Origin of the sequence: Sphingobium fontiphilum, from assembly GCF_014196635.1 — a bacterium.
Lineage (GTDB): Bacteria > Pseudomonadota > Alphaproteobacteria > Sphingomonadales > Sphingomonadaceae > Sphingobium > Sphingobium fontiphilum.
Map to the genome: position 1 here is coordinate 95,807 of NZ_JACIEB010000001.1, position 26,725 is coordinate 122,531.

Genomic DNA, 26,725 nt, shown 5'->3' on the forward strand with positions numbered 1-26,725 from the left:
CGCGGGGCGAGGGGCCGGTTCATGGCGATCAGAAGCCGGCCACCAGGTCGATCTGAAGCACGTCGATCGACAGCGGGTTGCCGTAAATTTCGTTGGAGCTGAGATAGCGGCCGGTCAGGCGCAGATTCTTCGCGATCATATAGTCGCCCGACACGATATAGCCTTGCGCATTGGTGCCGCCGAGGTGGAAATCGCTGTCGGCCAGGCTGTCGAGCACGGCGTCGGGCTCGATCCGGCGATAGGCGGCGCCCACGCGCCACTGGCCCGCCTTTTCCAGCGCCTTGCTGCCGAGCAGGGCCTGGACCATCCAGGCTGTGTCGCCGCTTTCATAGCGGGCGACGAGCGGGCCGCCGTCGACCGCCGTGCTGTTGGCGAGCGCCGCACAAGGATTGGTGTTGACGACATTGGTGCGCGATCCGGCGGGGTTGGACGGATCGACCGGGACCGACACGGTCACGCCGGTGATGTTGGTCACGGGCAGGCCGTCGGGCAGGTTGGCGCAGGCGTCGCTGCGGCGGTATGCCAGATTTTTGAGGAAGGTGCCGCTCAGCGAGAAGCGCAGATCCTCGCCTATGTCGGCATGAACCTCGGCGCTGGCTTCCAGGATGTTATAATCCTGCAACAGGCCGACGAACTGCGGCTGGGGCGAATTGAGCGGATCGGCCGGGTCGACCGCCAACCGGCGCAGCAGCATCAGCGTGTTGCCCTTGGCCAGGAAGGCGGGGCGGGTGTGATCGGTCGAACATTCGACCTCGCCCAGATAAGGCGAGCAAATGTCCGAAAGTTCGCCGCGGACATTGGAGAAATCGAAATATTTGGCCGACAGCCGCGCGCCGATGTCGCCGCCATCCCAAGCCAGCGCCGCTTCGCCGCCATAGATCCATTTGCCGTTGCGGCGAGTCTTGCCGACTGACGTCGACGGGTTGTCCTCACCCACATATTCGAAGGGGAAGGCGCCGCCCGTCAGCGCCAGGTTCAGGCCCGAACCCAGCCAGTCGCCGCTGTCCGCCCGCGCGGCGACGCCGTCGAAGTTCAGATCCTCGTCGAACAGGATTTCGTCGGTGATGAACGGGTTTTCAAACCGGCCGAAGCTCAGGCGCAACTGGTTGAAGGGCTGAAGCCGGACAAAGGCGCGATCGAGCCATATATCCTTCTTGGAAAAGCCGCCACCCAGCAGGGTGGTGACCGAAACCGGCCCGTTATTGTTGCCGCTGGCGAGCAGCAGGCCCGCCTCGACACCCTTGGTGATCTGCGCTTCGACACCCAGACGCGCGCGGATCGACAGCCGGTTCAGGCGATCCTGCCGGGTGTTGAGCAGGGGCAGGGTATTGAAGTTCGCGCTGCCCAGCAGGTCGGTCGGCCCGTTCTGGTTATAGGCGGCGAAATCGATGAAGTCGTTGGCGTTGCCATCGGCATAGATGTTCGACTGGCTGCGGAACCGCACGTCGCCGGTAATCTTGATGCGATCCACCCATTCGGGCACGGCGCCGGGGGTCGCCCAGCCTTCGCTTTGCGCCTGGGCCAGCACTTCCTTGCGGACCTCGTCGCGGATCTCGTCCTTCACCGCCTGCGGGACATAGGGGACGCGGACAGCGCCCGGCGCGGGCGGCGGCGGCACGGCGGCGGCCAGCTTGGCCTGGGCGGCGTCGGCCTCTGACTGCGCCTGCGCCAGCAGCGCCTCGCCAGCCTCCGCCGTGATGACCTTCTGTCCCACCAGCAGGCGGATCAGGTTAACCATGGCGTTGGGCGAAGGTTCGGCGGTCGCCGTCTGCGCCCATGCGGGCGTCGTCGCCGTCAGCAACGCCGCCAAACTTGCCGTCGCCGCCAGCGTGCGCGCGGCCTTGCCGTGAACGAGCCTGTTCATTTCGGTCCCTTTTCTTGCGGTCATCATGCTTGCCGCTCTCAACTTCTGGTGCCGCGCACCACGGTGCGCTGTGGAAACTGGATGCCCGGCTGGGGCGCGCGCAGCGAAGAAACGCCGCGCAGAGAGGCGATCACGCGATCGTCCAGATCGGCATTGCCGGTGCCGCTGACCTTCTCCGCGCGCGTCACACGGCCATTGCCGTCGACCCAGATCAGCACGGTCATGCTGAAGCGTTCGCGCTGGATGGCTTTGTCCCGCCGCAGGGCGTTTTGCAGGGCGGAACTGAGATACTGGCGATAGAAACTGTCGCTGACCCCGCCGCCACCGCCGCCGCGCCCGCAATTGGTGCCGATGCAGGTGCCAAGGCTGCCGGGGCTGCCCATGCCGCCGCCGGAACCGGCGCGCATTCCAAAGGCGTCGCTGCCCGCCGTAGCCGGCGCGTCGATGCTCATCGGCGCGGGTGCTTCGGGCGTGGGATCGGGCGTCGGTGTCGGGGTCGGATCGGGAGAGGGCGTGTCGAGCTTTTCCGGCGGCGTCTCTTCCTGTGGCGGGGGAGGCGGCGGCGGAGGCGGCGGCGGGAGCAGGTCGACGGTCGTCGATGGCGTTCGCGGCCGTTCCACGCCCGTCCGGCTGTCCATCGCCGACCACAGCCACAGGCCCGCAACCGTCATCAGCGTAAGGATGACGGCCGGGATCAGCAACCGTTGCCAACGGAAGCCAACTCTATCTTGCTCGGGTGCCGTTATGCTGGCCATGGGGGTTCCGATGTGTGGAAGGCGCCGCGCCGGTTCAGTTGCTCTTGCCCGTGGCAAGGCCGACCTTGTTCAGTTCCAGCTTGCGCAGCAGGTCCAGAACTTCGGTCACCTTGCCATATTGCACCACCTGGTCGCCTTTCAGCACGATGGGCACTTCCGGATTGGTCGCCTTTTCGGTGCGCAGCCGCGCCTCCAGTTCGGCAAGCGTCACCGGATAGGCGTCCATGAACACCTGCCCCTGATCGTTCACGGTGATCGCGATGGTCTTGGGCTTGGCCAGGTTTACGGCAGAACTGGCCTTGGGCAGATCGACCTTGATCCCCTGCACGCTGGCCGTGGTCATGATGATGAAGATGACCAGCAGCACGAAGGTCAGGTCGACCATCGGAGTGATGTTGATTTCGTTATATGCCTTGCGGCCGCCACCAACGTCCATGAATAATCTCCCTGATCTGTCGCTTATTCGGCGGCTTGCGCGATGGCGGCGTCGCCGGCCTGCGCGGGCGGCGGCGTCATGCTGTGGTGATGGGTTTCAGCCAGGCGGGTGATGAGACGGTCTACGAAGACGCGCATTTCGTTGGCGATGGTGACGACCCGCGAGTTCAGATAATTATATCCGAACAGCGCCGGGATCGCGACGCCGAGGCCCGCGACCGTCGCCAGCAGCGCGGCGGCGATGCCCGGTGCGATGGCGTTGATATTGACGTCGCCGGCGGCCGCAACTTCGCCGAACACCAGCATGACGCCCAGAACGGTGCCCAGCAGGCCGATGAAGGGGCCGCCGGAAATCGCGATGGTCAGCAGCACCATCCACTTGTCGAGCTTTTCGTTCTGTTGGACCTGTTCAGCATCGACCGAGGCGCGCATCGCTTCGATGGTTTCGGCGGTGAGGCCCTTTTTCTTGAGCTGCATGCCTTTGCGCAGGTCGAGCTCTTCCATGCCGACGTCGTAAAGCGCCTTGAGCGGCGCCTTGTCGATCAGGGCGCGCTCTTTCGCCTCGATCCCCTGAACCTGGGCGAAGGGGACGAGGTCATCGAGACGGCGGAAATGCTTCATGAAGGCGCGGTTGGCCTTGTCGGCTTCGCCCAGATAGGTCGCCTTGGCGAACATGACCCAGGCGGCGATGCCGAACATGATCATCAGGATGAAGATGACGACCCATGCGTCGAACGGCGTGTTCTGGACGATGGTCAGCAGCGGGCTGTGGCCGCCGCCCTGCTTTTCGTCCGCGCCGAACGCCACAAGCTTGTCGCCCGCGCCCTCGTTCTTCGCCTCGACCAGGATCGCGGCGGCGGAGCGCGCGACCTTCGACAACCGGACTTCGTCCATTTCGCCGACAAAGCCGCCGCCCAGCGCAATCGGTCCGGCCATGGCGGGCAGGGCGGTCGAGGCCGCCGCCGTTTCGACGCCGTCGACATAGATGCGCAGAGTCTTGCCGTCAGCGGCGACGGCGAGGTGCGACCAGTCGCCAGCTTTGAGCGGCTGGCTCGATTCGAGGCGCGCGCCGCCAGCAGTGACGAACGGGGCGGCGTTGTTGAGGCCAATGGCGAAATCGCCGCGGCCAAACAGGGTGGATTGGCCCGGCTGGCCAAGCTTGACCCAGGCGGAGAAAGTGAAGGCGCCGCCTGCGGGGATGGCAAGCGAAGGGCTGTCGGCGATGTTGAGCGGCGCGTTGCCCGGGAAGCGGGCGCCGCGCGCGATGATCGCGCCGTCATTTACGCCGGCGGGCGCGTTCTGGCTGTTGTTCTTATTGGCGGTCGCGTCGCTCGTCGGCTGGCCGGGACCGTCGGTGAAATGGAAGACGGCGGCGTAATCGGGGTCGAAACTGCCCGCGACATCCTGTCCCACGGGCGCATTCTTGTTGCCGTAATAGAGATGAATGTCCTGCTTTTCCCCGCCATTGAGGTTGGGGACGCTGACCCAGATCGTGGCGATCTGGTTCGCCGCGTCATATTTTTCGATGTGGAACGGCAAGGGCGTCTTGTCGTCGGCGGCGGTGAAGCGGAGGTCCGCGCCGGTGTCGAGGCTGTCGGAGAAGCCGAAATTGCCGCTGTGCAGCCGAACGAGGACCAGGGTGCGGCCCACCGCGCCCGGCACGTTCAGCCCTGACGCCGTCGTGTCCAGCGTAATGATCTTGCGATATGGCCAGTCATTTTCCCACCAGCCTTCGGCGGCGAGGGCGGGCGTGGTCAGCGAAATGCTGAGCAGCAAGGCTGCCAGCCAGGAACCCATACGCATAGTCTTTGCTCCCCAGACGCAAGCCCCATGGCGCGCCATCAATATTCTGCCTTGATGCTGAAAGTGGCGAAGGGCCCCTTGCCCCGCGCCGAGTCCTCGATCGGCCAGGCGACGACCGCCTCACCGCTCAAAATCCTGAAAAACTGGAACCTTGTGCCCAGGCCCGCACTCCAGAGGGTGAAGGAACCCGGCGCACCGGACGCCGCATCGCGCAGGCGGACGCGGGCGCCATCGGAAAAGCCGAAAAGCCGCCATTCATCGACGAAATCGCCCAAAAGGCGAGCGAAGGACGGGCTGCGCAGTTCGACCGTCCCGGTGACGCCATCGTCGCCGACTGCTTCGGACTGGTAATAGCCGCGCACCGACGAAAGGCCGCCTGCTGCAAATTGCTCGTTCGAGATGAGCGGGCTGTCGGCCAGTTGGGCCGACGACCGGAGGAACAGCGCAATGTCGTTGCCGAAAATATGGGTGTAATCGACGTCCAGGTTGAAGTGGACGAAATTGGGACGGGCGTCGAGGCTGCCGCGCTTGTTCCCGAATATCGGATAGGAAATGCCGTCGATCACCACCGATTCGCGGCCGATGCCGCGTATGCCCGCCGTCGCTGACAGGGTGGCGTTGGCGATGTCGTGATCGCGCGCCAGACCGATGGTGTAGGCGGCGCTGGCGGCGACATAGTCGATCGGCGTGCGGATCGCCTCCTCGACGTCGGGAAGGGTGATGGTTTCCTTGAAATTTTTATAGTCGAAGCCGAAATTGAGCGAACCGAACAGGCCCTTCGCCTTGAACGGGGTCGACAATATACCCCGAACGCCGATGGCATAACCGTCGCCCAGCACATTGGTGCCGCCCAGCGAGGCGATATTGCTGTTCGACTTGTAACCATAGAGCAGCGCGGACCATCGGCTGTTAGCCAGCGGCGCCAGATAGGAGCCGGAGACGACTTCCAAATTGTCGCGGTTCTGCGGCGCGGTCAGGTACGTCAGGCTCAGTTGATGGCCCACGCCCCAAAGGTCGGCATGGCGCAATGTGCCGAGAACACGGAGCGGGCGCGTGCCCTGGCTATAATCATTGCTTAGCTGCACCGTGCCATGGACGGGAAACTTGTCCTCGACGGTCAGTTCGACATTGATCGTTCCCGGTTCGGCTCCCGGCTCGATGAGCGGCGTGATCTGCCTGTCGGGGAAACGATTGGCCTCTTTCAGTTCCGCTTCCGTGCGGACCAGATTGGGCGCCGATCCGGGCTGAAGCGACGGAAAGCGTTCGGCAATGTCGGCCGTGCTGGCATGGCGGGCGCCGCTGATCCTGATTTCGCCGAGCCGCGCTTCCGTCACCTGCAGCGTCAGCAGGCCCGCTTCAGCGGTTTGTTCGGGTATCTGGACGATGACGGATTGATAGCCCTTGTCATGATAAGCCTTTTCCAGGGCTGCGCGCGCCGATTCCACGTCGGCGGCGGACTTGCCCGGCCCCATGTGGCGATAGATCGCCCGCTCAATCTCATCGGTGGTGAGCAGGCTGTTGCCGAGCACATCATAGGCCATGATGTCGAGGGCGGCAGTAGCCGATTGCTGCTGAGCGGGCTGTACCGGCGCATTAGATGTCTCTGGAGCGGATTGTGCAGCAATCGCAAACACAATGGCGCTCGCCCCCGCCAGGAACGGCATAAACCCTCATTTTCGTGAACCGGATTACGCCGGTGTTTCCCCCTGATGCACCCGAAGGCACGAGGATCGTCTATAAGGATATTTATTACTGTTATGAGACTATCTCGATCATTCCGATTTTGTAACAAAAATTGCATCAATATTAATTTAAAATGTCACAAATAATTCATCATAGATTGTTTTTGGCGGGGCAGATGTTGCCTTCCTCGCATGTTGGACGCGGAACAGTCGTGATGTTTTTTGCCTGGCGGAAAGGCCGCACCCGGCTATCATCAGGGGTGATCCCGGTTTCGATCATTTCCATTCTGTCCCACGCATCCGCCCTTGCTGCGCCGCCTTCCACTCCACCGGGTCGGATCGCCGCACCAGCGGACATGAATGCGAATGACCCTGATCAGCAGGGGCTTTGTCTGGCGTCGGCCATCTATTTCGAGGCCGCGCACGAGCCTCGGGCGGGGCAGGAGGCCGTCGCCCGCGTCGTTTTGAACCGGACGCATGACCCTGCCTATCCGGCAACCATCTGTGGGGTCGTTTGGCAGGGGCATGAGCGTGCGACGGGGTGCCAGTTCAGTTTCACCTGCGATGGATCGCTGGCCAGGGCGCCGGAGCCCCGATCATGGGCGCGCGTCGTGGCCCTTGCCCGGAACGTCCTCGACAACGCCGTATCGGCCACGGCGCCCCTATCGACCGGTCCGCTTGCGCGCGCGCTCCATTATCATGCCGATTATGTGCGGCCACGCTGGCGGGTCTCGATGACGGAAGTGGCGCGGATCGGACGGCACATATTCTATGCACCGCCTGGCACTGCGCCGGATCATCCGCAGCCGCAACGGACCGTCGCGCTCGTTTCGGAAGCCCGCGATGGAGGCCCGCCTCTGGTCTGGGGATTGCGCGTGGAGAAGATTGCGGCCGATGCAGAGGAAGGTCGTCGGTCGATTGCCGGGATGACGCGCTGAGCCAGTGGCCTCATCCATGCGATCGCGCTTCACTATTGCCTTGTCGATCTTTGGGAAGGGCAGGCGCTGACAAAGCATTGGCAGGGAAGGCCATCTTTACTTGAATGAGCGCCCGATGACTTAACTCCTAACGGTATCTTTACCCTTTCCGGGCAAGACAGGGGTCGAAGCCATGCGCCTCGACCCGTCGGTTCCTCTTTCGGCGGTGTTGTGTCGCACGGCGCGCGAAAGAGGTGAGTGGCATGCGTTTTCAACGGATTTCCAAGGTTTTCATCGGGGCGTCGCTGCCTGCGATCATCCTGTCCGGATGTGCGTCCACCAGCGCCACGGGGCCGCAATTGCCCCCGGCCTCGTTCGTCACCACCGATGAAGGACCGGGCGACGAATATATCATCGGTCCGCTCGACGATCTGACCATCTTTGTCTGGCGCAACCCGGAACTGGGCGCGAAGGTGCAGGTGCGGCCCGACGGGCGCATCACCACCCCGCTGATCAGCGACATGCCCGCCGTGGGCAAGACGCCCAAGCAATTGTCCGAAGACATCAAGGGCGCGCTGACCAAATATATCCAGAATCCGATGGTGTCGGTGATCGTCAACAATTTCTCCGGCACGTTCAGCCAGCAGGTGCGGATCGTCGGCGCGACCGAAAAGCCCGCTTCGCTGCCCTATCGCGCCAGCATGACGCTGCTCGACGCGATGATCGCGGTCGGCGGCCTGTCCGAATATGCGGCGGGCAACCGCGCGCGACTGGTCCGCTTCGACAAGGCGACGGGGCGCCAGAAGGAATATCATGTTCGCATCGGCGACCTGCTGAAGCGCGGCGACACCAAGGCCAACGTCCTGCTCGCGCCGGGCGATGTCATCATCATTCCCGAAAGCATGTTCTGATATGGCCGGTCTTTACGATGAAGTGCTGATCGCCTTTCACGGCGTATGGAACCGGCGCTGGATCGCGCTGGCGGTTGCGTGGGGCGTGGCGATGCTGGGCTGGCTGGTGGTGGCGCTGATCCCCAACAGCTATGAATCCAAGGCGAAGGTCTATGTCCAGACCCAGTCGCTGCTGGAGAGCAAGATCGGCATTACGCCGGTCGACGCGCAGCAGGATCTGGACCGGGTGCGGCAGACGCTGGCCAGCGCCGATAATCTGGAAAAGGTGGTGCGTGGCACTGACCTCGCCCAGACGGTGTCCGGCCCGCGCGACATTGCCGCGCGCATCACGACCCTGCGCGAAAATATCAAGGTCGCGGCACAGGCCGACCCCAGCATGATCGAAATCAGCGCCGTGTCGGCCGACAGCAGCCTGTCGGACGGCGCCAACGCCAAGATCGCGCCGCAGATCGTGCAGAAGCTGATCGACATTTTCCAGGAGGAAAATCTGTCGGGCGACCGTCGTGAAACGCGCCAGAGCCTGGCGTTCCTCGACCAGCAGATCGCCGGTCGCGCCAAGCAGCTTGAAGCTGCAGACCAGCGCCGTATCGAATTTGCCCAGCGTTATGCGGGGCTGCTGCCCGGCGCCGGCTCGATCGGTCAGCGCATGGATGCGGCGCGCAACGAACTGAACACCATCGATTCGCAACTCATCCAGGCGCAAAGCGCGCTGACCGCGATGAACGGCCAGTTGGCGGGCACGCCGCAGAGCCTGCCGGGCGTCGGGCCGGGCGGCGGCGCATCGGCGCTGTCGCAGGCGCAGGCCGACCTTGCCGCCATGCGCGCGCGCGGCTGGACATCCGAGCATCCCGACGTGATCGCGCAGCAGCGCCAGGTCGATTCGCTGCGCCGCCAGGGTGGCGGCGGTGGCGGCGCGGTCGCGGGCACGCCCAACCCGGCCTATCTGTCGATCAAGTCGATGCAGGCCGAACGCGCAGCGACGGTGCAGGCGTTGCAGGCGCGCAGGAGCCAGATTCAGGCGGACCTGAGCGCCATGACCGCCAAGCAGACCGACGAGCCGGGTCTGGCGTCCGAGCAGGAAAAGCTGGACCGCGATTACGAGGTTTTGAAAACCCAATATGACAAGCTGCTTTCCGACCGTGAGGAAATCCGCCTGCGCGGCGACGTGAAGTCGGAAACCAGCGCCGTCCAGTTCCGCGTCATCAATCCGCCGAGCGTGCCGACCGCGCCGACCGCCCCCAACCGGCCGCTGCTGCTGTTGGGCGTGCTGTTCGTCGCCATCGCTGCCGGTATCGGCGTGGCGTTCGCCATGGCGCATCTGCGCGGCACATTCGCCACCGTGTCGCGGCTGGAGCGCGCCGTGGGGATGTCGGTGATCGGTGCGATCACCCAGACGATCACTGCGGCGCAGGCCGCGCGCGAGAAACAGCGGCTCAAATGGTTCGCCGGGGCCAGCGGCGCGCTGGCGGGCATGTGCGTGCTGTTGATCGCGGTTGAATTTGTCCAGCGCAGCATGGCGTGAAGGGGAAGATGGACATGAACGAACATAGCCCCATCAAGGCCGCAGGATCGCTGATCGAACGGGCGGGCAACCTTTATGATTTCAGCGCCGCGTTGAAAGGGCGCGCTGCCCCCGCTCTGGACGTGTCGGCGGACCTGCCGCCCGCGCCGCCGGTCATTCCCGAAGCGGTTGCGCCGATATCGTTCGCGCCGGCAGCGCCGGTCGCGCCCGCTTGGACGGGGCCGGCCCAGATGGTCGATCGCGCGAAGCTGGTCGAGGCGGGCTATATCCTGCCCGATGGCCCGGTAACGGCGCTGGGCGAGGAGTTCCGCCTGCTCAAGCGCGAGTTGATGGCGCGGCTGGCCGAACAGGACCGGGGTAACCGAATTCTCGTCTGTTCCGCCCATAGCGGCGAGGGCAAGACATTCTGCGCGGTCAATCTGGCGCTCAGCCTGGCGGCAGAAAAGGAACGCGACGTGCTGCTGGTGGATGCCGATTTCGGCAAGCCCGGCATTCCCGCCGCCCTTGGCCTGCCCGACGGACCGGGCCTCATGGATGCGCTGGCTGATCGTCAAGTCGCGATCGAGGATTGCGTCATCCGAACCGACATTCCTTCATTAGCGATCCTGCCCGCCGGGCAGCGCAGCAACAACGATACCGAATATCTCTCCTCGGCGCGGACCGTCGCGCTGCTCGACCGGCTGACCATGGGCCGGCCGGAACGGATCGTCATTTTCGATTCTCCCCCGCTGCTGGCGGCTTCACCGGCGTCGTTCCTGGCGGGCCATGTCGCCATCGCCCTGCTGGTGGTGCGGGCCGATGTGACCGGGGAAAGCGCGCTGCGCGACGCGGCGGGAATGTTGAAGGGCGAGGCGCAGATCCAGTTGCTGCTGAACGGTGTCCAGTTTTCGTCCAGCGGCCGCCGCTTTGGCACCTATTATCAGAAGGGAAAATGAAGGATGCGCTACAAGCCCTTCATAACTGGCGTTTCATTGAGCTTCGTTGCGTTGGCCGCGACCGCCGCACAGGCGCAGGAAACGCGTGCCGACCGACGGCTCGACGTCACGCCCTATCTGGGTATCGACCAGGTGGTCATGGGGCCGATCAAAGGCGGCGGCGATGTGCTGACCTATACCAACCTGTCGGCTGGCCTGACGGCGGAGGTCAACAACCGCCGGGTCGAGGCGATGATCGACGTCCAGTATAATCACAGCTTCGGCTGGGGCAGCCAGGCGACGGATCAGGATGTCATCAGCGGCATTGGCCATGCGGACTTTCATGTTGCCAAGGGGCTGACCCTGTCGACCGGCGCGATGGCGACCCGGGTCCGCACCGATGGCCTGTCGGGTGCGCGGGTCGACAACAACAGCTTCAGCAGCCAGGTTTATTCGGCCTACATCGGCCCGACCTATACGACGCGGGTCGATCAACTGGATGTCACCGGCTCCTATCGCTTCGGTTACACGCGGGTGGACGACGATGTGAGCGTATCGTTGCCGGGTGCGCCTTCGGGCGGTTCCTACGCCGATTCCTATTCCCATCTTCTGACCGGGTCGGTCGGCTTCGGGCCCGGCACCTATCTCCCTGTGGGTCTGGTCGCCAGCGGCGCTTATGCCCGCGAGGATGCGAGCCAGCTCGACCAGCGGTTCGAGGATGTCTGGGGCCGGGTGGACGCAACCCTACCGCTCACCCCGACGGTCGCGGCCGTCGGCGGCGTGGGTTATGAGGATATCCAGATCAGCCAGCGTTCGCCGTTGCTGGACGAAGACGGCGCGCCACTGATCCGCAGGGGTCGCTACGTCACTGACAAAAGTTCGCCGCGCGCTCTGGTGTACGATCAGGATGGCCTGATCTGGGACGCGGGCGTGTTGTGGCGGCCCAGCCGCCGCACCTCGCTGGAGGCGCGCGTGGGGCAGCGTTATGGCGGCATGACCTATCAGGGCAGCTTTGTCTGGCAGGGTCGTGACAAATCCTTCGCGCTGGTCGTGTTCGACGGCATCGACAGCTTCGGTCGCGTGGTGAACGCCAATGTCGCCGCGCTTTCGGGTTCGTCGCTCAATGTCGTGCGCAACCCCTTCACCGGCGACCTTACCGGCTGCGCCTTCTCCACCACCGGCGGCGGGCAGTGCTTCAACGATGCGCTCGCCGGGATCAGCGACGCCAATTTCCGCTATCGCGGCGTTGCGATGCAATATTCGGCGCGGCGCGGGCCGTGGGGCTGGGGCCTGGGCGCTGGCTATTCGCAGCGCAAGTTCATCACGCCCAGCGGCGATGTCGTCTACATCACCGGATCGCGCGACGAAAACTGGTATGGCAACGGATCGGTCACCTATACGATCAACGACAGCTCCAGCATCGAAAGCGTGGGCTATATCAACTATTTCGATGCGAGCGGCGGTCGGCCGGACGTGTTGAACTGGGGCGGCTTCACCAGCTATTTCCGGGGCATCACACGACGGCTGTCGGCATCGGCGTCGCTGGGCGTGGACAGCGCCAAGGCCGACGATATCGACACCATCATCAGCGCCATGGGCCAGGTCGGCCTGCGTTACAGCTTCTGACCGGGGCGGAGGGAACAGCGATGTACGATCAGTTCTACGGATTACAGGGACGGCCTTTTCAGCTGACCCCCGACCCGCATTTCTATTTTGAAAGCGCGACGCACCGCAAGGCGCTGTCCTATCTCGGCTACGGGCTGGCGCAGGGTGAAGGCTTCATCGTCATCACCGGCGACATTGGCGCGGGCAAGACGACGCTGGTCGCCCATCTGATGGCGACGGTCGATCCTTCGCGGCTGACGGCGGTCAAGATCGTGTCGACGCAGGTCGGCGGCGACGACATGCTGCGCCTTGCCGCGCAGAGTTTTGGCCTGGCCAGCGATGGTGTTGAAAAGGCGCAGTTGCTCCAGCGCATCGAAGCCTTCCTTCATGGACAGGCGCGGGCCGGGCGGCGCACGCTGCTGATCGTCGACGAGGCGCAGAACCTGCCCGTGTCCGCGATCGAGGAATTGCGGATGCTGAGCAATTTCCAGCTGGGCGGCCAATCGCTGCTCCAGATCTTTCTGCTGGGCCAGCCGGAGTTTCGCGATCTGCTGAAATCGCCGCAGCTTGAGCAGCTCCGTCAGCGCGTCATTGCTACCCATCATCTGGAACCGATGATGGCGGGCGAGGTCGAACCCTATATCATCCATCGCCTGTCGGTGGCCGGATGGCAGGGCGATCCCGCCATCACGCAACAGGCCTTTGCCGCCATCTATGCGGCGACCGCAGGCGTGCCGCGCCGCGTCAACGCGCTGGCCAGCCGCGTGCTGTTGATGGGCGCCATCGAACAATTGCACAGTATCGACGTCGATGTCGTGAACGCCGTCGTCGCCGACATGGTCGTCGACACCGATGTATTGCCTGAGCCGGTCGCGCCTTCATCGCTCGACGAAGCGGTCGAGCCGGTGTTCGCGCCCTTGCAGGAAGAGGCCGGGATTCAACAGGCCGATGAGCTCGAAGCGAGCCAGGAATGGCCTATGCCGCCCATCGCGCAGGACCACGCGGAAGCCGTCGAGCCCGCGTCAGCGGTCAAACCCGAAATCGCCGTTGCGCCGGTTGCACCCTTCGCCGGTCCCGTCCCCAGCTTTGCCGCGCCATCCCCAGTGGCCGTTCATCAGCCGGATGCCGTCGCCCATGATGAGGACAAGGAGCCGGCCGAGGATGAGGTGCTGATCCTCGACGGCGACGAGGACGCCTGGCAGATTGACGAGGGTCCGGTTGCAGAGGTTGCGCCCTTTACCCACGCCCCGGTCGAGGACCGCGAAGCGCGCGACGAAATCGCCGAACTGCGCGCCGAGGTTGTCGGCTTGCGCGCCGCGATCGCGCAACTGAGCGTGCAACCCGCGCGCGAGGTGGTCGATCCGCAGGCGCTGCGCGATTGCCTGACGATTATCGACCAGCGCCTGAACACGCTGGAGCAGAGCGCGCAGGAACAGGAAAACGCCTTGCGCAAGGTGCTGGGCATGTTGATCGACTGGGTGGAGCGCGAAGACCGCATGACGGGCAGCGCCGCCGCCTGAGCAGCGCATTCGCGCACCGCTTGTCCAGCCGACCCCAAAGGGTCAGAAATGGGAAGAGATGCTGAACGCCCTGTCCGTCGACGTTGAAGACTGGTTCCAGGTCGGCGCCTTTGAGCGCACGATCACCCGAGGGGAGTGGGATGGTCTGGAGCACCGCGTCGAGCGCAACACCGATGCGGTGCTGGCGCTGTTCGATGATGCCGGGGTCAAGGGCACGTTCTTCACCCTGGGCTGGGTGGCCGAACGCTATCCCGCATTGATGCGGCGCATTGTCGCGGCGGGCCATGAACTGGCCAGCCATGGATATGACCATGCCCGCGTTTTCACCTTCACGCCCGAGGAATTTCGCGCCGACCTGCGCCGGTCGCGCGGCTTGCTGGAGGATGCAGGCGGCGTCGCCGTCACCGGCTATCGCGCCCCCAGCTTTTCGATCGACCCGCGCGCGCCCTGGGCGCACCGGGTGCTGGCGGAGGAGGGTTATCGCTATTCCAGCAGCGTCGCGCCGGTGCGGCACGACCATTATGGCTGGCCGGATTCGCCGCGCTTCGCCTGGCGGCCCTTGCCCGATTCGCCATTGCTCGAACTGCCGGTGACGACGGCGCTCTGGCATGGGCGCACGCTGGCGGCTGGGGGCGGGGGCTTTTTCCGCCTGTTGCCATACGGCTTTTCCCGCTGGGCGATCAGGCAGGTGAATGGCGAGGCGGGGCGACCCGCCATCATTTATTTCCATCCCTGGGAAATCGACCCGGATCAGCCGCGCGTCGCGGGCGCGCCGTTGCGTTCGCGCGTGCGCCATTACACCAACCTGAAAGCCATGGCGCCCAAGCTGCGGCGGCTGGCCAGTGACTTTCGTTGGACGCGGGTCGATGCGCTGGTCGATGGTGAAGCGGGGCGGGTCACATGATGGCGGGCAATCGCGCCGATCTGGCCATCGTCGCGATGGATCTGTCGGAGGAGGCGCAGGCGCGCGGTTGGGATGCTTTCGTGATGGCGCATCCGCGCGGCACGCCCTTTCATCGCACTGCCTGGCTGACCGGCGTGGCGGTCGCCACCGCCAATCCTTGCCATGCGCTGGCGGCGGTCGGGCCTTCGGGCCGCATCGTCGGCCTGCTGCCGTTGCATCATGTGCAAAGCCGGATTTTCGGGCAGGCGCTGGTGTCGTCGGCTTTCGCCGTGGATGGCGGCATATTGGCCGATGATCCGGCTGTCATCGCCATGCTGGCCCATGCGGCGCAGGATCTGGCCCGCGACAAAGGCGACTTGCCTGTGGAACTCCATGGCGGACCCGGTCCCGAAGGGTGGGAGGGTTATAGCGAGCATGTGACTTTCGCGCGGCCTCTGGCGGCTGACGACGAGGCGGAACTCAAGGCCGTGCCGCGCAAGCATCGAGCGGAACTGCGCAAGGCTCTGGCGAACGACGCGCTGCATATCCGCATCGGTCGGGACGAAAGGCTGATCCGCGACCATTATCGCGTCTATTCGGAAAGCGTCCGCAATCTGGGCACGCCGGTTTTCCCCGTGCGCCTGCTGCGCGAGATTTTGGACCGGTTCGGCGAGGATGCCGATATCATCGTCGTCTACGAGCGTGAGCGGCCGGTTTCGGCGGTGCTCAGCCTTTATCATGGCGGCGCGGTCATGCCCTATTGGGGCGGCGGCATCCATGATGCGCGTCGCTTGCGGTCGAACGAACTGGTCTATTATCGCCTGATGGGCCATGCGCGCGCGCGCGGCATGACGATGTTCGATTTCGGCCGGTCGAAGCTGGGCAGTGGCCAGGCGTCTTGGAAGAAGAGTTTCGGCTTCGAACCGCAGCCATTGCTGTATCATACATGGAACGCGGCCGGACGGGCGCGGGATATCGACCCGCGCAGCGCCAAATATCAGCGCCGGATCGACTTGTGGAAAAAACTGCCTCTGCCGGTCGCCAATCTGATCGGACCCTGGATTTCGCGGGGGCTGGGATGAACCGGATATTCAGCATCGCGGGCTATGATGGCGGCGCTAACAAGGAAATGATGTGGCGATGAGCGCTATGGTCGATTTGAGCCTGATTGTGGAGGAAGCGCCACTGCGCGACGCCGCCATGGCCGCGCGGCTGGACGCTTGGGTGTGCGAGCATCCCGATTCCACGCCCTTCCACCGGCCCGCCTGGATACAGGCGGTCCAGTCCGGGACCGGGCAGCGCGCGATCATGCTGGTGGCGACCCGCCCGTCTGGCGAGATCGAGGGCCTGTTGCCATTGACCTTCATCAAGTCGCCGCTGTTCGGCAAGGCGCTGGTGTCGTCGGGCTTCGCCGTCGATGGCGGTATTTTGGCGACCCATCGCAAGGCGCCCGCCTTGCTGGCCGATGCGGCATGGACTCTGGCGGAAAAACTGGGCGCATCGACCGTCGAGCTGCGCGGGGGCGGAGCGCCCGCCGACTGGACGGTGAAGGCCGACACCTATCTGGGCTTTGCCCGCGCGCTGGCCGCCGATGACGAGGCGGAATTGAAGGCCGTGCCCAAGCGGCACCGGGCCGAAATTCGCAAGGGGCTGGAAAAAGGGCTGGATTTCGAAGTCGGCCGCGACAAGCGCCTGCGCGACATTCATTACCGGCTTTATGCGATGAGCGTCCATCATCTGGGCACGCCGGTCTTCCCGCGCGCTCTGTTCGAGGCGGTCCTGGACCGGTTCGGCCCGGATGCCGACATCGGCATGGTGTCGAAGGATGGCGTGCCGTTGTCGGCTGTCATCAGCCTTTATCATCGCGGAGCCTGCATGCCCTATTGGCACGGGGCGGGGGAAGCCGCGCGGGCCATGCGGTCGAACGAGGTGCTCTATTTCCGAATGATGCGCGAAGCACGCGAGCGGGGCTGCACGATGTTCGATTTCGGCCGGTCGAAGGCGGGCACTGGACCCGCCGCCTGGAAGAAAAGCTGGGGTTTTGAGGGCGAGCCGCTGAATTACGCCGTGCGCACCGCGCCCGGCCAGGCGACCCGTGATGTCAATCCGCTGTCGCCGCAATATCGGCGCAAGGTGGAGCTGTGGAAGAAACTGCCGCTGTCGATCGCCAACATCATTGGCCCTCATATTGCGCGGGGGCTGGGGTGAGCGGGGAAATCCTCTTCCTCTGCCATCGCATCCCCTTTCCGCCCGATCGCGGGGACAAGATCCGCTCCTGTCATCTGCTGAAGGCGCTGGCGCAAATCGCGCCGGTCCATGTCGGTTGTTTCGCCGACGATGATCGCGACATGGGCTTTGCGCCCGATATGGCGGCGCTTACCGCCAGCCATTGCGTGTTGCGGCGTGATCGGTCGCGGGCTGTGGCGGGGTTGAAGGGGCTGGCGACCGGGCAATCGCTGCTCGTCACGCTGTTTGACCATCCCGGCCTGCACCGCTGGGTCGCGCGGATATTGCGAGAGCGCCCGATCCGCGCTGTGGTCGCCTATTCGGCGCAGATGGCGCATTTCGTGCCCCTGTTGCAGCCCGGCACCCGCTTTCTGATGGATTTCGTCGATTTCGATTCGGCCAAATATGCCGCCTATGGCGCGCAGGGCAGCGGTCCCATGGCTTGGATCAACCGGCGCGAAGGGCGGATGTTATTCGATTTCGAACGGGCCGTGGCGGCGCGCGCGGACCTGTGCACCTTTGTCAGCGAAGCCGAAGCCGCGCTGTTTCGCGACGCCATCGGGCCGGGCGTGGGGCGTATTGGCGCCATGGAAAATGGCGTCGACCTGGATTATTTCGATCCTGCCGCCGCCTTTCCCTCGGTCGAACGCGGGCAAGGGCCGCTGATCGCCTTCACCGGCCAGATGGACTATCGCCCTAATGTCGAGGCGGTGGAGAGTTTCGCGCGGGTCGCCATGCCCGCCATCCGCGCGGTGCATCCCGACGCCCGTTTCGCTATTGTCGGGCGCAATCCGACGCCCGCCGTAAAGGGGTTGGCGCAGCAGCCGGGAATAGTCGTGACTGGCGGCGTGCCCGACGTGCGCGGCTGGCTGGCGGCGGCGGATGTGGTCGTCGCGCCGCTGCGGATTGCGCGCGGCATCCAGAACAAGGTGCTGGAGGCGATGGCGATGGCGCGACCGGTGGTCGCTTCGCCGCATGCGGCAGAGGGCATTGATGCGGCGAACGGCCGCGAGTTCATCATCGCGCCCGATCCGGCGGCGGAGTCTGACGCGGTGCTGGCGCTGCTCGCTGATCCCGCGCGGGCGGCATCCATCGGCGCGGCGGCGCGGGCGCGGATGATAGCGCGCTATCGCTGGGACGCGACGCTGGCCGGGTTGCCCGCCATGATCGGTTGGGACGACGCGGCGCAGGCGGCGGCGTGAAGGCGGGCCTTTCCCTGCGCGCGCCCATCGGCATTGACCTGTCGGGATGGCGCGGTCACCTGATCGCGCTCGGCATCGTTTGGGCGGCGATTCTATTCACCTTTGCGGGCGATGTTGTCGACATGGTGGCGATCTGGTGGAACGCCTCCACCTTCGCCCATTGCCTGTTCATTCCCCCGATCATTGGCTGGCTGGTGCATCAGCGGCAGGATGGCCTGCGCCAGTTGACGCCGGTCGCCTGGGCGCCGGGGCTGGTCTGGCTGGGGCTGGGCGCTTTTGCCTGGATGCTGGGCGAGGCCGCCGGGGTCGCTATGGTGCGGCAGGGTGCGGTGGTGGTGATGATGCAGGGCGCTGCGATCGCGCTGCTTGGCCCCGCCGTCGCGCGGGCGCTGGCCTTCCCGCTATTCTATGCCTTCTTCATGGTGCCCTTTGGCGAGGAAGTGGTGCCCGCGCTCCAGCTTCTGACCGCAAAGCTCGCCATGGTGTTTCTTGGCTTGGCCGATGTGCCCGCTCATCTGGAGGGCATCTTTATCACCACGCCGACCGGCTATTTCGAGGTGGCCGAGGCCTGTTCGGGGGCGAAGTTTCTGATCGCCATGACCGCCTATGGCGTCCTTGTCTGCCACGTCTGCTTCCGCAGCTGGGGGCGGCGCCTCGCGTTCATGGGCGGGGCGCTGGCGCTGTCGGTGCTGGCCAATGGCGTGCGCGCCTTCGCCACCATATTGGTCGCCCACTGGACGACCGTCGACGCGGCCGTCGGTTTTGACCATGTCGTCTATGGCTGGGTATTCTTCGCCATCGTGATGACCGTGACCATGGCCGTCGCCTGGCCCTTCTTTGATCGCGGGCCGGGCGATCCGGTGTTTGATCCGCGCGCCCTGCAAGGGGTGGTGCGCGGCGACGGGCCGGTGTCGATGGTGCTGGGTGGCGGGCTGGCGCTGGCCTTTGTCGCGCCGTTGTGGCTGGGGTTGTCGGCAGCGTCGGGTGAGCCTTTGCCTGCAAGGCTGCCGACGCCGCGCGTCGCCGGGTGGGAGGCGACGACCGCGCCGATGGCCTATCCCTGGCGGCCGCGCTTTGATGGCGCGGATCATTTGATGACCATGCGTTATCGCAATGGCGCGGGGCAGGTAGTGGACCTGGCCATCGCCACCTATCGAACGCAGTCCGAAGGGCGCGAACTGGTGGGTTTTGCGCAGGGCGCGGCTGATCCGACGAGCGAATGGGTCTGGTCCTCGCCCGCGCCCGCGCCCGCCGATGCGCGCGGGGAACAGATCACCGCCCCCGGCCCGGTGGTGCGCCATGTCGTCAGCTATTACCGCGTCGGCCACGCGGCGCTGACCGGCGGACGGACGCGGGTGAAGATCGACACGCTGATCGCCCGGCTGCTGGGCCGTGACCAGCGCGCCGTCGCCATCCTGATTTCCGCCGAACAGCGCGACGGACAAGCGGCCGACGCCGCCATCGCCGCCTTCCTGCGCGATCTGGGACCGGTGCAGGATTTGGCTGACGCCAGCCTGGGCATGCGGTAAGGCCGCGATCATGTGTGGCATAGCAGGCATATTTCATCTGGAAATCGCCAAGCCCGTCGACCCCGCGCGGGTCGGCCGGATGCTGGAGGCGATGCCGCATCGCGGCCCGGACGGCGATGGCATATGGACAGCGCCGGGCGTTGGGCTGGGCCATTTGCGCCTGTCGATCATCGACCTGGCGGGCGGCGCGCAGCCGATGGTCACCGATGACGAGGCGCTGGCCGTCGTCTTCAACGGCGAAATCTATAATTTCGTGGACATCCGCGCGGAACTGGAGGCCAAGGGTCATGTGTTCCGCACTCACAGCGACACCGAAGTCATCCTGCACGGCTACCGCCAATGGGGCGAGGCTTGCGTCCAGAAGTTCATCGGCATGTTCGCCTTTGCCCTGTTCGATGCGCGGGCGGGGGCGCTGTGGCTGGTGCGCGACCGGCTGGGGGTGAAGCCGCTCCATTATGCGCCGCTGTCGGATGGCAGCGTGATTTTCGGGTCGGAACTCAAAAGCCTGCTGGCCCATCCGTTGCTGCGCCGCGCGCCCGACCTGACGGCGGTCGAGGATTATATGGCCTATGGCTATGTGCCCGACGACGCCTGTCTGGTCGCGGGCGTGAAAAAGCTGGGCGCGGGGGAGTCGCTGCGGCTGGTGCGCGGGCGGCCGCTGGGCGCGCCGCAACGCTATTGGGACGTCAGCTTCGCCGATCGCAGCCGGGCGAAGCCCGAGGCGCTGGAGGAGGAACTGGTCGCGCTGATGCGCGATGCCGTGCGGTCGCGCATGGTGTCGGATGTGCCGCTGGGCGCATTCCTGTCGGGCGGGGTGGACAGCTCGTCCGTCGTCGCGCTGATGGCGGAGGCATCGGCGCAGGCGGTCAAGACCTGCACCATCGGCTTTGACGTCGCCAGCCTGGACGAAACCGCCTATGCCGACCGCGTCGCCCGGCGTTTCGCCACGGATCATCGCACGCGGATCGTCTCTCCCGACGACTATGGCCTGATCGACAGGCTGGCCTTTCATTTCGACGAGCCCTTTGCCGACGCGTCCGCCTTGCCCACCTATCGGGTGTGCGAACTGGCGCGCGAACAGGTGACGGTGGCGCTGTCGGGCGATGGCGCGGACGAGGCCTTTGCGGGATACCGTCGTCACCGTTTCCAGATGCACGGCGAACGGCTGCGCGGCATGATCCCCGACGCCATCCGCAAGCCGGTGTTCGGTGCGCTGGGCCGTTATTATCCCAAGGCCGACTGGGCCCCGCGTTTCCTGCGGGCAAAATCAACCTTCCTGGAACTGGCGGGCGACGGCGGCGAAGCCTATGCCGCGTCGGTCGGCGTGACGCCGGGCGCGCTGCGCCAGCGCATCTACACTGACGCCATGCGCGCCAGCCTGCACGGGCACCGGGCCGAAGACCGCTATATCAAGGCGATGGCGGATGCGCCCGCGCGCGATCCGCTCGACCGCGCCCAATATGCCGACATCCGCCTCTGGCTGCCCGGCGACATATTGACCAAGACCGACCGGATGAGCATGGCCGTCAGCCTGGAGGCGCGCGAACCGTTGCTCGACCACCGGCTGGTCGAATTTGCCGCGCGCCTGCCCGTCAGCCAGCGCATTCGCGGCGCCAGCGGCAAATATCTGATGAAGAAGGCGATGGAAGCCTATCTGCCGCAGGACATTCTCTATCGCCCCAAAATGGGCTTTGTGACGCCGATCAGCCAGTGGTTTCGCGGCGCGCTGGCCGGGGAAGCGGCGGCGGTGGCGGGCGGATCGGCGCTGGCGCGGACCGGATGGTTCGATCCTGTCGCGCTCGGTCGCATTGCCGCCGATCACAAGGCGGGGCTGGCCGACCATGGCCGCTTGCTGTGGCAACTGGTGATGCTGGACAAGGCGCTGGGGCGACTGTTCGGGGCCTGATTTGTCCAATATGGCGGCGGCCGGCGTCATCCCCATTGCCCGGCGCGCCTGTCACGCTATGGTCGCGCCGCAACTCTAATCCATGGCAGGCATGAACACACCCTGGCTTCTTCCCGCGACCCTGCTGGTGCTCGGCTATCTGCTCGGCTCCATCCCTTTTGGCCTGCTGCTGACACGCATCGGCGGCGCGGGCGATTTGCGCCAGATCGGTTCGGGCAATATCGGCGCGACCAATGTGCTGCGGACGGGGCGCAAGGGCCTGGCGGCGGCGACATTGCTGCTGGATCTGGCCAAGGGCGCGGCGGCGGTCGGCGTCGGCGCATGGATGCTGGACGGTGGCGGGCCGATGGCGGGCGTGATGGCCTTTATCGGCCATTGCTACCCCGTCTGGCTGCGCTTTGCCGGGGGCAAGGGCGTGGCGACAATGATGGGCGTGGTGACGGCGCTTTACTGGCCTGCCGGGATCGTTTTTGCGGTCGTGTGGCTGGGCATGTTGTTCGGCACCAAATGGTCGTCGGTCGGCGGTATGTCGGCGGCGATCAGCGCGCCCGTCGCCCTGTGGTTCATGGGGCGCATTGATCTGGTTCCCGTGGCGCTGGCCATGGCGCTGATCCTGCTGTGGCGGCATCGCGCCAATATCGCCCGGCTGGTAAAGGGCACGGAGCCGAAAATCGGCCGGTCCAAGACGGAAACGCCTGCCGCATGAGCGAGCAGGAGCGGTTCGACCGGCTCCGCCTGATCCGATCCCCCCGGATCGGCCCCGTCACCTTCCGCCAGTTGCTCGCCCGCTTCGGTTCGGCGGGGGAGGCGTTGCGCGCCGTTCCCGATCTCGCCGCGCGCGGCGGCGGACGGGCGGTGCTGGCCGAAGCGGCCGTGGTCGAGCGGGAAATCGCCGCCAGCCGGGCGCTGGGCGCGCGCTACCTGTTGATGGGCGACACCGATTACCCCTTCCTCCTCGACCAGTTGGAGGGCGCGCCGCCCGCGCTGATCGTGCGGGGCGACGTGGCGCTGCCTGCGCGGCCCTGCGTCGCCATGGTGGGCGCACGCAATGCGTCGGCCGCCGCCATCCGTTTCGCGCGCGGGCTGGCGCAGGACTTGGGGCAGCGGGGCGCGGTGGTTGTTTCGGGCCTGGCGCGCGGCATCGACACCGCCGCGCATCAGGGGTCGCTCGACACCGGAACCATAGCGGTCATCGCCAGCGGCTTCGACATCGCCTTTCCGCCGGAAAACGCGACCTTGCAGGCGGAGGTGGCCGAGCGCGGCCTGCTGGTGACGGAGCATCCGCCGGGCGTCCAGCCGCTCGCCCGCCATTTCCCGGCGCGCAACCGCATCATCGCCGGGCTGGCCGCCGGGACTGTGGTGGTGGAGGCGGCGCCCAAGTCCGGGTCGCTCATCACCGCACGGATCGCGGCGGAGGCGGGACGGGAGGTGATGGCCGTGCCCGGATCCCCCATCGACCCGCGCGCGCAGGGCTGCAACCTGCTGATTCGCGAAGGCGCGACACTGGTGCAGAACGCCGCCGACGTGATGGAGGCGCTGGGCGCGATCGACGACCGCATGGTGCGGCAGGGGCGGCAGGACTTCAACGCGCCGCCCATGGGCAGCGACGTCGCGGAGCAGGAGCGCGCGGCGGTGATCGCCCTGTTGGGGCCGGTGGCCGTGCCGGTGGACGAAATCATCCGCCTGTCCGCCCTGTCCCCCGCCGTGGTGCAGACGGTGCTGCTGGAACTGGAACTGGCCGGACGGCTGGAACGGCAGGCGGGGGGAAGGGTGAGTTTGGGGTGACTTGCTGGCGCTACATTTGCCAACTGGAAAGATAGATGCGGGATATTGCGCCTCGATCTATAATGGCGATGCGCGCCAACTGACCGCCTCCTATATTGCCCGAAGCGCCAACAAGGTTTTTGGTTGCTGGCGGCAACCACCATGAGACGCCGCTATCACCATCAAGTAGAAAATTACTTAGGTCGTTCTGGTCGAGCGGTCTCATCGTTTGTCCGCTCAACGTTTCGGCGACTTCGCCAGCCTTCTCCGACGGAACATCGAAGCGCATTATCGCTTTACAGTCTATGCCGCAGCGTTCTTTGTAAAAAATGTTTCGGGCGAGTGACGGCAGTTTTGCACGATTATGGTAGATATAAACTTGGCTCGCTTCCCTTTGGCTGAGCGGACGGCTTGCATCGTTCTCCAAACAGATTTGGCAAACTTGCACTTCATTGCAACTCGCTAGAGCCATGGTTGCAAGCGGCAGAATGAAGGTCCGAAAGAAGATCATATCGTCTTTTCCCCATCAGAGCACAACGCCCAACGTCGCCCGCACGGTCGAAATCGATAGTCGCGAACGAACGGATTGGCTACGGTCGCGCGATGCAATATCCCACCGCTTGACGCCCGCCGTCATCGCCTTCCACACTCGCGCGCATACGTGAGAGACTTTTCTACTGGGGTTTGAATGCAGCTTGTCATCGTCGAATCGCCGGCCAAGGCGAAGACCATCGAGAAATATCTGGGCGGGGATTTTCATGTCCTTGCAAGCTACGGCCATATTCGCGACCTGCCGGCCAAGGACGGGTCTGTGGACCCGGACAATGGCTTTGCCATGTCGTGGGAAAATTATGGCGACAAGGGCAAGCAGCTCAAGGCCATCGCCGATGAGGCGAAGAAGGCGACGCGCCTCATCCTGGCGACCGACCCTGATCGCGAAGGGGAGGCGATAAGCTGGCATGTGCAGGAGGTGCTGCGCGCCAAGAAGGCGTTGCCGCAGACGGTTGACCGGGTGACCTTCAACGCGATCACCAAGGCGGCGGTGCTGGACGCCATGGCCCATCCGCGCGCGCTGGACGAGGATCTGATCGACGCCTATCGCGCGCGCCGGGCGCTCGACTATCTGGTGGGCTTCACCCTGTCGCCGGTGCTGTGGCGCAAGCTGCCCGGCGCCAAGTCGGCGGGGCGGGTGCAGTCGGTCGCGCTGCGGCTGGTGGTGGAGCGCGAGCGCGAAATCGAGAGCTTCAGCCCCCAGGAATATTGGTCGGTCGCGGCTGAAATGGAGCAGGACGGGCAGAGCTTCACCGCGCGCCTTGTCCGCTGGAAGGGCGAGAAGATCGAGCGGCTGACCATCGGCCGCGAAGGCGACGCCATGGCGGCGAAGGCGGATGTGGAGGCCGGGCGCTTCACCGTCGAGAAGGTCGAGACGAAGCCGCTCACCCGCAACCCGCCGCCGCCCTTCACCACATCGACCCTGCAACAGGAAGCCGCGCGCAAGCTGGGCTTTTCGGCCAGCCACACGATGCGGATCGCGCAGCAACTCTATGAGGATGGCGCGATCACCTATATGCGGACCGATGGCGTGCAGATGGACGGCAGCGCCATCTCCGCCGCGCGCAAGGCGATCGCGGAACGCTATGACGGCGGTTACCTGCCCGAAAAGCCGCGCCAATATCAGACCAAGGCGAAGAACGCGCAGGAAGCGCATGAGGCCATTCGCCCGACCGAATTCGGCCGCGACAAGGTGGGTTCGGGCGACCATGCGCGCCTTTACGACCTGATCTTCAAGCGCGCGCTGGCGAGCCAGATGGCGTCCGCCCGGCTTGAGCGCACCACGGTCGATCTGGTGGACGGCACGGGCAGCCACGCGCTGCGCGCTACAGGACAGGTGGTGATCTTCCCCGGCTTCCTCGCGCTTTATGAGGAAGGCCGCGACGATTCGGATGACGATGATTCCAGGCTGCTGCCGCGCATGGGCGCTGGCGATGCGCCCGCCAAGAAGAAGGTGATGGCCGACCAGCATTTCACCCAGCCGCCGCCGCGCTATTCCGAAGCGTCGCTGGTCAAGAAGCTGGAGGAACTGGGCATCGGCCGCCCGTCCACCTACGCCTCGACGCTTCAGGTGCTCAAGGACCGCGACTATGTGCGGATTGAGAAGAACCGTTTCTTCGCGGAAGAGAGCGGGCGGCTGGTCACGGCTTTCCTGGAGCGCTTCTTTGAGCGTTATGTCTCCTATGACTTCACCGCTGGGCTTGAGGACGAGCTTGACGACATCAGCGGCGGCCGCGCCCAATGGCAGCAGGTGCTCGAAGCCTTCTGGAAGGATTTCAAGCCCAAGACCGCCGAGGTGATGGAGCAGAAGCCGTCCGACATCACGGCGGAACTGGACAAGTTTCTGGAGCCGATGCTGTTCCCGCCCAGGGCGGACGGCAGCAACCCGCGCGCCTGCCCGCTCTGCGCGGACGGGCAGCTCTCGCTGCGCGGCGGGCGCTTTGGCGCGTTCATCGCCTGCTCCAACTATCCCGAATGCAAATATACCCGCAAATTCGGCCAACCGGGCGGCAGCGATGGCGCCGACACGGGGCCGGAGATTTTGGGCCAGCATCCCGAAACTGGCCAGGACATCGTCAAAAAGTCCGGCCGCTTTGGCCCCTATATCGAAATGGGTGAGGGGAAGGAAGCCAAGCGCGGCTCGATCCCGAAGGATCTGCCCGATGGCGAAATGACGCTGGACTGGGCGGTGAAGCTCTTGAGCCTGCCGCGCGAAGTGGGCCTGCATCCCGAAACGGGCAAGCCGATCGTCGCCAATATCGGCCGTTTCGGCCCCTATCTGCTGCATGACGGCAAATATGGGAAATTGTCGGGCACGGCCGAGATTTTCGAAATCGGCATGAACAGCGCGGTGGTGCGGCTGGCCGAAGCGGCCAACCGGGGCGGCCGTGGCGCGGCGCGTGAGCCGCTGAAGATGCTGGGCAAGCATCCGCGCACCGAGGCGGAGATCAAGCTGATGGAGGGGCGCTTTGGTCCCTATGTCACCGATGGCGCGACCAACGCGACGCTGCCCAAGACGATCGCGCCCGAGGCGCTGACACTGGAGGAAGCCGCGCAGTTGATCGACGCGCGCGCGGCGGCGGCGCCGGCCAAGAAGGGCAAGAAAAAGGCCTCGCCCAAGAAAGCAGCGCCGAAAAAGGATGCGGCGAAGAAGCCCGCCGCCAAAAAGGCTCCGGCCAGGAAAAAGGCCGCGGCGGAATAGACTACTGCCGCCAAGGCGCATGAAAAGGGCGACG

General features: G+C 65.2%; 20 protein-coding genes and 1 pseudogene. 15 read left to right on the forward strand and 6 right to left on the reverse strand.

Annotated elements, in window-relative coordinates:
* Positions 1–28: 28 nt before the first annotated feature.
* The 5 genes from GGR44_RS00405 to GGR44_RS00425 form a co-directional block, all read right to left on the reverse strand.
* Positions 29–1,864, reverse strand: coding sequence for a putative porin (locus GGR44_RS00405; protein ID WP_183953480.1), 1,836 nt, complete (start codon positions 1,862–1,864; stop codon positions 29–31).
* A 38-nt stretch (positions 1,865–1,902) separates the two neighbouring features.
* The gene (locus GGR44_RS00410) at positions 1,903–2,535 is read right to left on the reverse strand and encodes an energy transducer TonB family protein (protein WP_183953481.1); all 633 of its coding nucleotides are present in this window, start codon (positions 2,533–2,535) and stop codon (positions 1,903–1,905) included.
* A 118-nt stretch (positions 2,536–2,653) separates the two neighbouring features.
* A complete protein-coding gene (locus GGR44_RS00415) occupies positions 2,654–3,055 on the reverse strand; it encodes an ExbD/TolR family protein (protein WP_183953482.1) in 402 nt (133 codons plus the stop codon).
* Positions 3,056–3,078: 23 nt separating this feature from the next.
* Positions 3,079–4,857 carry a DUF2341 domain-containing protein gene (locus GGR44_RS00420; protein WP_183953483.1) on the reverse strand — a complete coding sequence of 593 codons (1,779 nt, stop codon included), beginning with the start codon at positions 4,855–4,857 and terminating at the stop codon, positions 3,079–3,081.
* A 38-nt stretch (positions 4,858–4,895) separates the two neighbouring features.
* A complete protein-coding gene (locus GGR44_RS00425) occupies positions 4,896–6,398 on the reverse strand; it encodes a ShlB/FhaC/HecB family hemolysin secretion/activation protein (protein ID WP_183953484.1) in 1,503 nt (500 codons plus the stop codon).
* A gap of 497 nt (positions 6,399–6,895) precedes the next feature.
* On the opposite strand from GGR44_RS00425, the gene GGR44_RS00430 reads away from it, so the two are divergent.
* From GGR44_RS00430 to dprA, 14 genes and pseudogenes are all read left to right on the forward strand, one after another.
* Complete coding sequence (locus tag GGR44_RS00430) at positions 6,896–7,477, forward strand: cell wall hydrolase (protein WP_246344253.1); 582 nt, start codon at positions 6,896–6,898, stop codon at positions 7,475–7,477.
* A 242-nt stretch (positions 7,478–7,719) separates the two neighbouring features.
* Positions 7,720–8,367, forward strand: a complete 648-nt coding sequence (locus tag GGR44_RS00435; protein ID WP_183953485.1) for an XrtA/PEP-CTERM system exopolysaccharide export protein — start codon at positions 7,720–7,722, stop codon at positions 8,365–8,367.
* Position 8,368: 1 nt separating this feature from the next.
* Positions 8,369–9,889 (forward strand): XrtA system polysaccharide chain length determinant, encoded by a 1,521-nt coding sequence (locus GGR44_RS00440; RefSeq protein WP_183953486.1) that lies wholly within the window; start codon positions 8,369–8,371, stop codon positions 9,887–9,889.
* A gap of 14 nt (positions 9,890–9,903) precedes the next feature.
* On the forward strand, positions 9,904–10,824 hold the full coding sequence (locus GGR44_RS00445; RefSeq protein WP_183953487.1) for a nucleotide-binding protein: 921 nt from the start codon (positions 9,904–9,906) through the stop codon (positions 10,822–10,824).
* A 3-nt stretch (positions 10,825–10,827) separates the two neighbouring features.
* Complete coding sequence (locus GGR44_RS00450) at positions 10,828–12,429, forward strand: hypothetical protein (RefSeq protein WP_183953488.1); 1,602 nt, start codon at positions 10,828–10,830, stop codon at positions 12,427–12,429.
* Positions 12,430–12,449: 20 nt separating this feature from the next.
* Positions 12,450–13,304: pseudogene (locus tag GGR44_RS17170) on the forward strand (XrtA/PEP-CTERM system-associated ATPase); the annotation flags it as partial.
* A gap of 682 nt (positions 13,305–13,986) precedes the next feature.
* Positions 13,987–14,832 carry an XrtA system polysaccharide deacetylase gene (locus GGR44_RS00460; protein WP_183953490.1) on the forward strand — a complete coding sequence of 282 codons (846 nt, stop codon included), beginning with the start codon at positions 13,987–13,989 and terminating at the stop codon, positions 14,830–14,832.
* The gene (locus GGR44_RS00465) at positions 14,829–15,893 is read left to right on the forward strand and encodes a FemAB family XrtA/PEP-CTERM system-associated protein (protein WP_183953491.1); all 1,065 of its coding nucleotides are present in this window, start codon (positions 14,829–14,831) and stop codon (positions 15,891–15,893) included. Before GGR44_RS00460 ends, GGR44_RS00465 begins: the two co-directional genes overlap by 4 nt.
* A 58-nt stretch (positions 15,894–15,951) precedes the next feature.
* Positions 15,952–17,019: a FemAB family XrtA/PEP-CTERM system-associated protein gene (locus tag GGR44_RS00470; protein WP_183953492.1), complete on the forward strand. Its 1,068-nt coding sequence runs from the start codon at positions 15,952–15,954 to the stop codon at positions 17,017–17,019.
* Complete coding sequence (locus tag GGR44_RS00475) at positions 17,016–18,239, forward strand: TIGR03087 family PEP-CTERM/XrtA system glycosyltransferase (protein WP_183953493.1); 1,224 nt, start codon at positions 17,016–17,018, stop codon at positions 18,237–18,239. Before GGR44_RS00470 ends, GGR44_RS00475 begins: the two co-directional genes overlap by 4 nt.
* Complete coding sequence (xrtA, locus tag GGR44_RS00480; protein WP_183953494.1) at positions 18,236–19,768, forward strand: exosortase A; 1,533 nt, start codon at positions 18,236–18,238, stop codon at positions 19,766–19,768. The genes GGR44_RS00475 and xrtA overlap by 4 nt, the downstream gene beginning before the upstream one ends.
* A 10-nt stretch (positions 19,769–19,778) precedes the next feature.
* Positions 19,779–21,674: an XrtA/PEP-CTERM system amidotransferase gene (locus GGR44_RS00485; protein ID WP_183953495.1), complete on the forward strand. Its 1,896-nt coding sequence runs from the start codon at positions 19,779–19,781 to the stop codon at positions 21,672–21,674.
* Between the two features lie 91 nt (positions 21,675–21,765).
* Entirely contained in the window at positions 21,766–22,380 is a 615-nt protein-coding gene (gene plsY, locus GGR44_RS00490) for a glycerol-3-phosphate 1-O-acyltransferase PlsY (protein ID WP_183953496.1), read from the forward strand.
* Positions 22,377–23,459: a DNA-processing protein DprA gene (dprA, locus tag GGR44_RS00495; RefSeq protein WP_183953497.1), complete on the forward strand. Its 1,083-nt coding sequence runs from the start codon at positions 22,377–22,379 to the stop codon at positions 23,457–23,459. The genes plsY and dprA overlap by 4 nt, the downstream gene beginning before the upstream one ends.
* Before the next feature lie 10 nt (positions 23,460–23,469).
* Here dprA and GGR44_RS00500 read toward each other — a convergent pair whose 3' ends face one another.
* Positions 23,470–23,949, reverse strand: coding sequence for a hypothetical protein (locus GGR44_RS00500; protein WP_183953498.1), 480 nt, complete (start codon positions 23,947–23,949; stop codon positions 23,470–23,472).
* 177 nt (positions 23,950–24,126) lie between these two features.
* On the opposite strand from GGR44_RS00500, the gene topA reads away from it, so the two are divergent.
* Entirely contained in the window at positions 24,127–26,691 is a 2,565-nt protein-coding gene (topA, locus tag GGR44_RS00505; protein ID WP_183953499.1) for a type I DNA topoisomerase, read from the forward strand.
* Positions 26,692–26,725 lie beyond the last annotated feature (34 nt).